This is a genomic window from Psychrobacter coccoides (assembly GCF_017498085.1).
Classification (GTDB): domain Bacteria; phylum Pseudomonadota; class Gammaproteobacteria; order Pseudomonadales; family Moraxellaceae; genus Psychrobacter; species Psychrobacter coccoides.
Map to the genome: position 1 here is coordinate 1 of NZ_JAGBKM010000015.1, position 11,668 is coordinate 11,668.

Here is an 11,668-nt window from a genome sequence, read left to right on the forward strand (position 1 = left end):
CCAAAAAAAAGCCACCCTATAAAGGATGGCTTTTCACTAATCAATACCTTCATCAGCTTACGCTGAGTATCATTTAGTTTTTAACGTTAGCTACCACACCAGCACCTACAGTACGGCCACCTTCACGGATAGCGAAACGTAGGCCTTTATCCATAGCGATTGGGTGGATAAGCTCTACGCTCATCTCAACGTTGTCGCCTGGCATAACCATTTCAGTACCGTCTTGTAGCTGGATTGCGCCAGTCACGTCAGTGGTACGGAAGTAGAACTGTGGACGATAGCCGTTTAGGAATGGCGTGTGACGACCACCTTCTTCTTTCGATAGTACGTATACTTCGGCGTCGAAGTTGGTGTGCGGGGTGATTGAACCTGGCTTCGCTAGTACTTGGCCACGTTGGACGTCTTCACGCTTGGTACCACGTAGTAGTACGCCACAGTTTTCACCAGCACGACCTTCGTCTAGAAGCTTACGGAACATCTCAACACCAGTACAGGTGGTTTTTTGGGTGTCACGGATACCGACGATTTCGATTTCGTCGCCAACGCGTACGATACCTGATTCAACACGGCCGGTAACAACGGTACCACGACCTGAGATTGAGAAGACGTCTTCGATTGGCATTAGGAATGCTTTGTCGACGTCACGCTCTGGCTCTGGGATGTAGGTGTCTAGGGTTTCTAGTAGTTCTAGAACTGCTGGTTCGCCGTATTTGCCGTCGTCGCCTTTTAGGGCTTGGGTGGCACTACCTTTCATGATTGGGGTGTCGTCACCTGGGAAGTCGTAGTCGTTTAGAAGTTCACGTACTTCCATTTCTACGAGCTCTAGCAACTCTTCGTCGTCTACTAGGTCACATTTGTTCATGAAGACGATGATGTAGGGTACGCCAACCTGACGTGATAGCAGGATGTGCTCACGGGTTTGTGGCATTGGGCCGTCAGTGGCTGATACGACTAAGATTGCGCCGTCCATCTGAGCGGCACCAGTGATCATGTTTTTGACGTAGTCGGCGTGACCTGGGCAGTCAACGTGGGCGTAGTGACGGGTTTCGGTGTCATACTCTACGTGTGAGGTGTTGATGGTGATGCCACGTGCTTTTTCTTCAGGCGCTGAGTCAATGGCTGCGTAGTCTTTGGCTTCGCCGCCTGAGGCTTTGGCTGCTACGGTTGCGATAGCGGCTGTTAGGGTGGTTTTACCGTGGTCAACGTGTCCGATGGTGCCGACGTTGACGTGGGGCTTGTTGCGTTCAAACTTGGCCTTTGCCATGGGTATTTCCTCTTTATTTGGATCAGTGCTTGGATTATATAGTGACAACAACCAAGACAACTCTGACCACTTTAAGATAATTGTTAAAAGGTTGCACATGCAGTGTGCAGATATTATAAGAAATTCATGACCAATAACAAGTCTTTTAACACGTTATTGGCCATTCAGTGAAGGCAGTACAAGAATAACCCTTGCCTCGCCCTCACCGATCAACTTCTATTTACTCTTCTTCATCTGTACCAGTGAATTTCTTCATGATTTCTTCAGCAACAGACTTAGGCGTTTCAGCATACTTTTGGAACTCCATTGAGTATGTCGCACGGCCTTGAGACTGTGAGCGAAGGTTGGTTGCATAACCAAACATTTCTGCTAAAGGTACTTCAGCACGAATCTGTTTCGTACCACCTGGTAGATCATCCATACCTTGAACCATACCACGACGGCGGTTTAGATCGCCCATGATATCACCCATGTACTCTTCTGGCGTCTCTACTTCAACTTTCATGATAGGCTCAAGAAGCGCTGGGTTTGCATTCATAAAGCCTTTCTTAAACGCAATTGAACCAGCCATCTTAAATGACAACTCATCCGAGTCAACGTCATGATATGAACCATCGTACAAGGTCGCTTTTACGCCAACAATTGGGTAGCCTGCTAGGATACCGTTTTGCATACGCTCTTGAATACCTTTGTCGACAGCGTTGTGATACTCTTTTGGTACCACACCACCAACAATCTCTTCTTCGAACTCATACTCAACTTCGCCTGCTGGATCAAGTGGCTCAAGACGTAACCAAACGTGACCGAATTTACCACGACCACCTGTCTGGCGTACGAACTTACCTTCTTGCTCAACTGCGTTACGAATCGTTTCACGATAAGCAACTTGCGGTGCACCGATGTTTGCTTCCACTTTGAATTCACGCTTCATACGATCCACGAGAATTTCTAAGTGCAGTTCACCCATACCACTGATGATAGTCTGACCAGACTCTTCGTCGGTATGGACACGGAACGACGGATCTTCTTTAGCAAGACGACCCAATGCCATTGACATTTTTTCTTGGTCAGCTTTGGTTTTCGGCTCAACCGCTAGAGAGATAACTGGATCTGGGAATTCCATACGCTCAAGTGTAATGACATCGTTTTCATCACATAGCGTATCACCAGTACCAACATCTTTCATACCGACTAGCGCAGCGATATCACCAGCACGAATTTCTTCAAGCGTTTCTTGACTCTCAGCATGCATCTCAACGATACGGCCGATACGCTCACGCTTCATTTTTACTGGGTTATAAACACTATCGCCCTGCTTGATCACACCTGAATAAACACGTACGAAAGTTAGGTTACCAACGAATTTATCGTTCATTACCTTAAACGCAAGTGCAGAAAACGGTGCATCGTCAGAAGCTGGACGAGTGGCCTCAGTTTCATCTTTATCATTTAAGATACCAGCGATTTCAGGTACATCCATTGGTGCAGGCATGTACTGAATGACTGAGTCCAACATCTTTTGTACACCTTTGTTTTTAAAGGCAGTACCACAAAGCATTGGAATGATTTCGTTAGCAATAGTACGCTCACGGATAGCAGCATGAATCTCTTCTGGAGACAGCTCTTCACCCTCAAGGTACTTGTCCATCAACTCTTCATTCACTTCAGCAGCGTTTTCAACCAAGTTGTTACGCCATTCTGTGGCTTTTTCTAAAAGCTCAGCTGGCACTTCACGCTCTTCGAACTTCATGCCTTGAGAGTCTGTATCCCAGTAAATGGCTTTCATAGTGACTAGGTCAACCACACCTTCGAAGTCATCTTCTTTACCGATTGGAATAACAACAGGTACTGGGTTACCACCTAGACGGGTCTTCACTTGTTCTATCACACGATAGAAGTCTGCACCAACACGGTCCATTTTGTTTACAAAAGCCAAACGTGGTACTTGGTACTTGTTTGCTTGACGCCATACGGTTTCAGACTGCGGCTGTACGCCACCAACTGCACAGTAAACCATGCATGCACCATCAAGAACACGCATTGAACGCTCTACTTCAATAGTAAAGTCAACGTGGCCTGGGGTGTCGATGATATTAATACGGTGCTCTGGAAATTGTTGATCCATACCAGACCAGAAACAAGTTGTCGCAGCCGAAGTAATGGTAATACCACGCTCCTGCTCTTGCTCCATCCAGTCCATTGTTGCTCCACCGTCATGAGTTTCGCCAAGTTGGTGGTTTTTACCAGTATAAAACAAGATACGCTCTGTCGTCGTTGTTTTACCAGCATCAATGTGCGCTGAAATACCAATATTGCGATAGCGCTTTAGGGGAGTTTTACGAGCCATAGTTTTTTCCTAGGGAAATTCGTGTGTTTATTAATGCCGTTAGCTTCTCAATCACATAGTCTTATGCAAAAGCAGTCAGCTTTATATACTTGCTGATTGATGAACCTAATACGGCCAAAATAAAAGCAAGCAATAAGAATATAGTGGCATCTAGTTTGGGACACTTTCTTTTTAGAACAGCATCATAGTAGACGACCGCCATCTCAGTGTATTAATGGGCTAGACCATTTAAACGTGAGTATGTGATGACGGCAATCAATAAAGCATATAAAACAATAAAAGTCATTACTTACTATATCTCAAAGCTTATCAGTTACTTCTTTATCACTGATAAGCTAGAGTTTTCAGCAACATACTTTAGAAGCGATAGTGTGAGAACGCTTTGTTGGCATCTGCCATACGGTGAACTTCGTCACGCTTTTTCACAGCATTACCTTTACCATCTGCTGCATCACTCAATTCGCCCGCAAGACGCAGCGCCATTGATTTTTCAGAACGCTTTGCAGCAGCGTCAGCTAACCAACGCATAGCCAAGGCAGTACGACGGGAGGGACGTACTTCCATTGGCACTTGATAGGTAGCACCACCAACGCGGCGAGCTTTTACTTCGACCATTGGGCGTACGTTTTCTAAAAGGTCTTCAAAGAAAGATACTGGATCTTCGATGCTACGCTTTTGGCTAACGGCATCTAATGCACCGTAAACGATACGTTCAGCAGTAGATTTTTTTCCATCTCTCATGACATGGTTAATGAACTTAGCGATGGTTTGGCTACCGAACTTAGGATCAGGTAGGATCTCACGGGTAGCTACGACGCGACGTCTTGGCATAATAATTTTCCTTTTCTTCAGGAGTGTCTGACATTCACAATACGCTTTAGTGGCGATTTGTCAGTCAGCCTTACTGCATGGTGGTATATCAAGCGCCTATTTATTAGGTTTACAGGTCTCAACACCAATCCCATGCACAGTTAATGGGGTGTACTAATCAGCTTTGCATTATTACGCTTTAGGCTTCTTGGCACCATACTTAGAGCGACCTTGTTTACGGTCTTTTACGCCGGCACAGTCAAGTGCACCACGGACGGTGTGATAACGTACACCTGGTAGATCTTTTACACGACCACCACGAATAAGCACCACGCTGTGCTCTTGTAGGTTGTGACCTTCACCACCGATGTAGCTTGATACTTCATAGCCTGATGTCAAACGTACACGACACACTTTACGCATGGCTGAGTTTGGTTTTTTTGGCGTAGTAGTATATACACGAGTACATACACCACGGCGCTGTGGACACGCTTCCAACGCAGGAACTCTTGACTTTTCCTTGATGGTTTTGCGACCTTTACGAATCAATTGGTTAGTTGTTGCCATAAGGCATCCTTCTCCCGTTTGGTATAAAACAAAAAAATGGGCCAATCCTCCAATTATCTCACGTCATACGTGGATTTTTGGGGAACCCATTTTTAGGACAGTGTATTATAAAGATATGTTGCTGCTATTTCAACTACTTATCAGCGATTTCACTTTACAACTATTCTTTAATGTGCAATAAGTCTTTAACCTGTAATAAGCTAAATCAACTTGTCCATACTAAATGGCGATACTGAACTATTTTTCAAGAGTGGTAGCGATATTGTCAACTATACCCTACCTTTATCCCTTCTATTTATCAGTGTTGCCTTTTAGTCTAGTACCTGTTTTAGCACTTATATCACGCAGCTAAAGCTACTTTTCAGCTTTAGCTTGTTGCTTATTTTGCTTGATGTTATCACTCTTGACACTATTATCAGCATCGCTTTTATCATCAGTTTGTTTGTTATCATCAGTTTGTTTGTTATCATCAGTTTGTTTGTTATCATCAGTTTGTTTGTTATCATCTGACGTCTTAGCAGATTTTTTGCCGCTTTGCTTATCTTGCTCGGTCTTATCTTCTTTATCGCTATCAGAGGTTTCAACTTTTGCTTCGCTGCTACTATCATCAGTGATGGCTTTATTAGCAAGCTTAGGCTCAGGTGCAAAAGTCGCTTGTGCCACCCCAATCACTTCATCAATCAGATGACTATTATAGTGCATGCCGACACCGACAGCCGTCATTGGCAGTAGCTTGCGAACCCAAGCCAGATTGATTTGGTCAAGATCGACACCGACCTGTCCTGCTACTTTATCTACTTGCTCAGCATAAAAGTTGACGTTTTGGTTTTTTAGGCCTAAGTTTTTCAGCTCACTGTGTAAGCCACGGTTCTGGGCATTATCAAGTAACCCCTTACCCACACCGATACCAGCCAGTAATGCTTGTTTTTCTTGCATCTTGCTAAGATCTGCACTACCGAGCAACTCATAAGCCATTTTTACGCCTTGCTTACCCGTTAGTGGACGATCATATACAGCAGCCAGTTGATAGACAGTGCGCAGCGATACTAGTAACAACCATAAGGTATCAGCCAATAGCCCTGGTAGACCTGCCAACCCAGTGATACCGCCTAAGGTGGCCAGTGCTCGGTTTTGATTGGCGATATCAGTCGCTAGGGCATAACGTTGTTCGTCATCTAAACTGCTAACATCAGCAAAACGATGTTCATTTGGAAGATCAAGCTGACTCCATCTGGCCGCTAACATCGCAATTTGGGCAAAAGCGCCATCAAGGGTGGTTTGGAAAATACTATTGGGAACGACTTTCTTGGCGTATTTGCCATAGGTCGCAAAGCGGTCTCCTAAGAGCTGCTGAGTCGCTTTTAAGGTTTGCTCACGAAACAAGTCTTGCTGATAGTCATTATCCCCTAAGTCAACTGCTTTATAGTGACGGGCTTTACCTGTCTTGGCATTGGCGCTATCAATAAACGAACCCATACGCTCGAGATTATTACGAGTAAAACGACCTACTGTACTGAGACCTGCTGATAAAGTGCTGCGCTTTGCCATTGTTATATCCTTAAAATGGTGACGTTTTTAGGTGATTATTGGTATTTGATATTTTCTATAAAAGCACTTGCAATAAAAGTGCAAAGTTTTGACGAAGTTATGCCTTCGAAGTGGGTATATAGAGGACTTTAATAAAACCACTATCAAGAAGCAGGCTTCATTTTTAGTGCTATCAAGTCTAGAATCCAAAGCTTGATAACATCACGCCTTTACATTATTAAATAAAGTATTATCATACCTAAAAAACACCTTTTATGTCAGTGCTAAGAATGTTATCAGAAACGCAAACTTTGTATCTAAAAAGTAGGACTTAAGAATAAGTATTTGTAGCCTTTATACATTATTAGCGACCGAACTCAACTGAATTAAGGTATCATAAGCGCAATGGCTAGACAAATGCCAACAGAATTGATTATATATTCATAATCGGTATCAGCGATAATATGCGCTATAGCCCTAAGCTATGTCGCACGTATTGGTAGACGATATCTCACGTTGGTATTGATATTTATGCCTCTCATGGTTGTATCACACTGATAGCTATAATCAAGTCCCCATCATCACATAGCACTTAAAAAAAGGAATAGAGTATGCGCCGAGTTGTCATTACTGGAGCAGGGATTGTCTCTTGTATCGGACATGATTTAGACACTGTCACCTCAGCTCTCAAACAAGGAAAGTCTGGCATTACCTTTAATGACAGTTATGCTGAGCATGGGTTTAAATCACAAATCAGCGGTAGTATCGATAAGTCTGAGCTTGATACCACTGCGATCGATCGTAAGTTAAAACGTTTTTTTAGTGATGCCAGCCTATATGCCTATGTAAGCGCTTTGAATGCCATCGAACATGCCGGCCTCTCGCTTGAATCTATCCACCATAACCCACGTGTGGCTTTAGTCGCAAGCTCGGGCGGTGCGTCCACCGAAAACATCGTGAATGCTGTAGAAGCTATGCAGGAAAAAGGTCTCCGCGGTGTCGGTGCGATGGCGGTGCCCAAGACCATGGGCAGCTCGGTCTCAGCAGCGTTGGCAACAGGGCTTAAGATCCAAGGGGTCTCTTACTCTTTGACTTCGGCTTGTGCTACCTCAACCCATTGCATCGGTCATGCTGCTGAACTGATTCAATTAGGCAAAGCAGATGTCGTACTTGCAGGTGGTAGTGAAGCTGAGCACTGGACACAGTCTTGTATGTTTGACGCCATGGGCGCAGTGAGCACTCAATACAATGATACACCCAAACAAGCCTCAAGAGCGTATGATAAAGATCGTGATGGGTTTGTCATTGCTGCTGGTGGCGCTATGGTGGTGGTCGAAAGCTTAGAGCATGCCAAGGCGCGTGGTGCCAATATATTGGCTGAAATCGTCGGCTATGGTGCCAGCTCGGATGGTGCTCAGATGGTAGCACCAAGTGGGGAAGGTGCGGTGCGTTGTATGCAGCTGGCGTTGGCTGAGGCTGGACTAGATACTGTAGATTATATCAATAGCCACGGCACCAGCACGCCACTGGGTGATATCACTGAATTAAAAGCCATCGCTCAAGTGTTTGCTGCTGACGATGAGACTGATACTAAGCGTAGTGTACCGCCGATCAGCTCGACAAAGTCAATGACAGGTCATAGTCTCGGTGCTGTTGGCGCACAAGAGCTGATCTACTGCTTACTGATGCTGCAAGAAGGCTTTATTGCCCCTAGTATCAATGTTGAGCAGCTTGATGCCGCCGCAGAGTCTTTTGACATCGTTACTGAACGACGTGATACTCAGCTTAATACGTTGATGAGCAATAGCTTCGGCTTCGGTGGTACTAATGCAACCTTAATCATAAAAAAGTTTGATGCCTAAGCCATGCTAACCGCTAGACCCTCTCTACATACAACTGAGCAAACCAACACCACACAAACGCCAGCTGAATCATACAGCTGGCGTTTTGGCGACTTGCTTGCAGCCGAGCTTTTACCGAAGCTTCAGCAACACCTAATCACCCAAGACCCCAAAGCAAATTGGCAAGTGATTTGGCTACAAAATGATGGCCGACCTGTGATTGGCTTGTTACCTAAAACAGCCTGGCGTGTCTATGTCCATGATACAAACGAGCAAGCGGTACGTTATCAGGTCATCAGAACCAATCGAGATGATCTCCATAAACGCCATCAACTGACTACAGATATCATGAGCTATAGCAGCTGGCAAGAGGCGCTGATTGCCTATAGCCGATCTTACGACCAAGACGATAGCCGGCCCTCTGCTCTAAAAACAGAGGATAACAACGACAGTCAGCCTAGCTATCATCATGGTCTTATGGGTTTTATTGGTTACGATATGGCAGCTCACGAGCTAAGCCCTGCTGCTAAAATTGAGTACGCCGCACAGCCATGTGCCGTACTGGGACACTACGATATATATCTCACTCCTTCGAATAAAACAATGGGATGGACACTAAACACGATTGATCCAAATCCTGATAGTGAGGCTTCACTTGCAGCGCTGGTATCGTATTTAGAAACCCTAGACAATGATTTATCCAACCCAAAAAACAAAGCTGACGCTCAACCCGCACCCTTATTGCTAAAAGCACGCTGGCATCAAAGTGATTATCAACAAGCCTTTGCACAAACTCAGCGTTATCTACAGCAAGGCGACTGCTATCAAATAAACCTGACCCAAGCGTGGCAAGGTCGACTGAACAATAAGAGCTCCTGCAATGATCACGCCCTTATTGATCACCTACCTGCTCTGCATCAAAGCACCCAAGCGCCATTTGCAGGCTATTTGGGCGTAAATCACGCTCAAGGCTCATCCTTGTCTTTTGAACTGTTAAGCTGCTCTCCTGAGCTGTTTTTTACTTTTCTTAAAAAAGGGTCAAACGTCCATCATATTCGCACCAAACCCATTAAAGGAACGCGGCCAAGAGGCAGTGATCCTGAGCAAGACTTTGCCTTAAGACAGCAACTGATAGACAGCGATAAGGATCAGGCTGAAAACGTCATGATTGTCGACTTGCTGCGTAATGATTTGGGCAAATATGCCAAAACGGGGAGCGTAAAAGTACCGCAGCTGTTTGCCATTGAGAGCTTTAGTAATGTCCATCATATGGTCAGTACGATTACTGCTGAGCTAAAGTCAGAGGCGCATCCGTTGACGGTATTGTTTGGTAGCTTGCCGGCAGGCTCTATCACTGGCACGCCCAAAAAACGTGCCGTCGAAATCATCTCTGAATTAGAGGCCGGCGCTCGGGGTGCTTATTGTGGCACTATGGGCTATATGAACTTTGATGGTAGTGGACAATGGAATGTGCTGATTCGGTCGCTACAAGCAAACCACTCGGCAGATGACGATAATCAGGTCAGACTGTGGGCCGGTGGCGGTATCACGGTCGCTTCTGACTGTGAGGATGAGTATCAAGAATGTCTGGACAAAGTGGGCAATCTGCTAGCAGTACTGAAACAAGAATAGCTGATTGGATATTTGATAGCGCTACGTACTAGCCCCGTTAGCAATGCTTCAATCTCATGTTCATTAAACACTTGCACACCTAGGCCTTGAATATATTGGGCTGTGACACCATCACCTGCACGCAATCGCCCAGTAAAACTGCCATCATAGACTGAGCCTCGCCCGCAAGAAGGACTTTTGGACTTTAGTAAAGCCCACTTGATGCCATGATGCAAGACTAAGTCCCCTGCTCGACGTGCACCTGTATCAAATGCTTTAGTTAGGTTTGTTCCTGTAATGCTAATCACTTCAATCTTATCTTTTTGCTGAGAGATCTCAGCAGGTGGCCGCGGTGTGGACAAACCGCCTAGCAGCTCCGGGCAAATGGGTATTAATATAAAACTGGCTTGTAGCTGAGCCATTAAGTCTGTATTTGCTAATTGTGCATGATTGCCATCGTAACGGACGCGCTGACCCAATAGACAAGCGCTGACTAAGAGCGCCTGTCTATCAGTTGTCTTGGAATCAGCCCTATCTGCGGTATCGATAGACATCAGCCCTATTATGCCTGCATGGCCGTCAGCGCACTGATCAAGCGCTCATTCTGCTCGGCTGTACCCACCGTAATGCGTAAGTACTCATTGACACGTGGCTTGTCAAAATAACGCACAATGATGCCTTGCTCATGCAATGCCTCAGCCACGGCGCTGGCATTGCCATCGGCAGGACGTGCAAAAACAAAGTTGGCCTGTGACGGTAGTACTTGATAGTCCAAATCAGTCAGCTTGGCTATCAGAGATTGACGTAAATCAATGACCTGCTGACAAGTGGTTGTAAAATAATCGACGTCTAATACACTGGCGGTAGCACCTGCTTGCGCCAGCTTATCTAAAGGATAACTGTTGAAGCTGTTTTTCATACGAGTCAGCGCTTCAATTAAAGAAGCATTACCAAAGGCCATGCCGACACGCAGCCCTGCAAGGGAACGTGATTTAGAAAAGGTTTGTGTCACTAAGATGTTTTCAAACTCATTAATCAAACTCACGGCCGATACTGCGGACTCATCACTATCTGCATCTGCTTGCGCAAAATCAATATAGGCTTCATCGATGACAATCACTGAGTTTGAGTGTTCGCTGGCAAGCTTACGGATAGCAGATAGCGGCAGTAGCAAGCCTGTCGGTGCATTGGGGTTGGCAATGATGATACCACTGCAAGGCTGACGATACGTATCAGGGTCGATACTAAAATCCTCGGTGAGCGCAATCTGTACCAGCTCTATACCAAAAGTCTGCGCATAAACCGGATAAAAGCTATAACCAATATCTGGTGTGAGTACTGGGCGCTCTTTGAGGAAAAAACTGGCAAACACTAATGCCAACACCTCATCTGAGCCATTGCCAACAAACACCTGATTGTTATCTAAATGGTATAAATCAGCTAATGCCGTACGTAACTCATCTGACTCAGGGGCTGGGTATAAACGCAGAGCATCCGCTTGATCAGCCAAAGTATTTGATATCGCCTCTGCCACCTTAGGAGACGGTGGAAATGGGTTTTCATTGGTGTTTAGTTTGCATAAATTGTCGTGCTGAGGCTGCTCACCAGGTACATATGGCGACAAGTTACGGGCGGTATTTGACCAAAGTCTGTTATCTATTTTTTGTTCACTCATAAGTCATCCTAATGTTGGCCGCTTTA

Annotated in this window: 9 protein-coding genes; 2 read left to right on the plus strand and 7 right to left on the minus strand. The window is 45.4% G+C overall.

The genetic code is table 11. The annotated features are described in order from the left end of the window. Positions 1–73: 73 nt before the first annotated feature. From tuf to J3492_RS08715, 5 genes are all read right to left on the minus strand, one after another. The gene (gene tuf / locus J3492_RS08695) at positions 74–1,264 is read right to left on the minus strand and encodes an elongation factor Tu (protein ID WP_207991668.1); all 1,191 of its coding nucleotides are present in this window, start codon (positions 1,262–1,264) and stop codon (positions 74–76) included. Between the two features lie 220 nt (positions 1,265–1,484). Beyond that, positions 1,485–3,611 carry an elongation factor G gene (fusA, locus tag J3492_RS08700; protein ID WP_207991669.1) on the minus strand — a complete coding sequence of 709 codons (2,127 nt, stop codon included), beginning with the start codon at positions 3,609–3,611 and terminating at the stop codon, positions 1,485–1,487. 357 nt (positions 3,612–3,968) lie between these two features. Beyond that, positions 3,969–4,442 carry a 30S ribosomal protein S7 gene (gene rpsG, locus J3492_RS08705; RefSeq protein ID WP_207991670.1) on the minus strand — a complete coding sequence of 158 codons (474 nt, stop codon included), beginning with the start codon at positions 4,440–4,442 and terminating at the stop codon, positions 3,969–3,971. A gap of 171 nt (positions 4,443–4,613) precedes the next feature. Next, positions 4,614–4,988, minus strand: a complete 375-nt coding sequence (gene rpsL / locus J3492_RS08710) for a 30S ribosomal protein S12 (protein WP_207991671.1) — start codon at positions 4,986–4,988, stop codon at positions 4,614–4,616. 354 nt (positions 4,989–5,342) lie between these two features. Beyond that, entirely contained in the window at positions 5,343–6,536 is a 1,194-nt protein-coding gene (locus J3492_RS08715) for an EcsC family protein (RefSeq protein ID WP_207991672.1), read from the minus strand. Positions 6,537–7,126: 590 nt separating this feature from the next. Between J3492_RS08715 and J3492_RS08720 the strand changes: the two genes are divergently transcribed. Continuing rightward, complete coding sequence (locus J3492_RS08720) at positions 7,127–8,377, plus strand: beta-ketoacyl synthase N-terminal-like domain-containing protein (protein ID WP_207991673.1); 1,251 nt, start codon at positions 7,127–7,129, stop codon at positions 8,375–8,377. A 3-nt stretch (positions 8,378–8,380) separates the two neighbouring features. Then, the gene (locus J3492_RS08725) at positions 8,381–9,988 is read left to right on the plus strand and encodes an anthranilate synthase component I family protein (RefSeq protein WP_207991674.1); all 1,608 of its coding nucleotides are present in this window, start codon (positions 8,381–8,383) and stop codon (positions 9,986–9,988) included. On the opposite strand, the gene J3492_RS08730 is transcribed toward J3492_RS08725, so the two are convergent. Both J3492_RS08730 and hisC read right to left on the minus strand, forming a co-directional pair. After that, positions 9,934–10,521: a 2-thiouracil desulfurase family protein gene (locus J3492_RS08730; protein WP_207991675.1), complete on the minus strand. Its 588-nt coding sequence runs from the start codon at positions 10,519–10,521 to the stop codon at positions 9,934–9,936. The genes J3492_RS08725 and J3492_RS08730 overlap by 55 nt on opposite strands. Positions 10,522–10,529: 8 nt before the next feature. After that, positions 10,530–11,642, minus strand: a complete 1,113-nt coding sequence (gene hisC / locus J3492_RS08735; protein ID WP_207991676.1) for a histidinol-phosphate transaminase — start codon at positions 11,640–11,642, stop codon at positions 10,530–10,532. Between the last annotated feature and the right edge of the window lie 26 nt (positions 11,643–11,668).

What these genes read in the sequence shown, in the direction of transcription:
- tuf (WP_207991668.1), bottom strand. Translation starts at nt 1,264, where the DNA reads ATGGCAAAGGCCAAGTTTGAACGCAACAAGCCCCACGTCAACGTCGGC.
- rpsG (WP_207991670.1), bottom strand. Translation starts at nt 4,442, where the DNA reads ATGCCAAGACGTCGCGTCGTAGCTACCCGTGAGATCCTACCTGATCCT.
- J3492_RS08730 (WP_207991675.1), bottom strand. Translation starts at nt 10,521, where the DNA reads ATGTCTATCGATACCGCAGATAGGGCTGATTCCAAGACAACTGATAGA.
- hisC (WP_207991676.1), bottom strand. Translation starts at nt 11,642, where the DNA reads ATGAGTGAACAAAAAATAGATAACAGACTTTGGTCAAATACCGCCCGT.
- fusA (WP_207991669.1), bottom strand. Translation starts at nt 3,611, where the DNA reads ATGGCTCGTAAAACTCCCCTAAAGCGCTATCGCAATATTGGTATTTCA.
- J3492_RS08725 (WP_207991674.1), top strand. Translation starts at nt 8,381, where the DNA reads ATGCTAACCGCTAGACCCTCTCTACATACAACTGAGCAAACCAACACC.
- J3492_RS08720 (WP_207991673.1), top strand. Translation starts at nt 7,127, where the DNA reads ATGCGCCGAGTTGTCATTACTGGAGCAGGGATTGTCTCTTGTATCGGA.
- rpsL (WP_207991671.1), bottom strand. Translation starts at nt 4,988, where the DNA reads ATGGCAACAACTAACCAATTGATTCGTAAAGGTCGCAAAACCATCAAG.
- J3492_RS08715 (WP_207991672.1), bottom strand. Translation starts at nt 6,536, where the DNA reads ATGGCAAAGCGCAGCACTTTATCAGCAGGTCTCAGTACAGTAGGTCGT.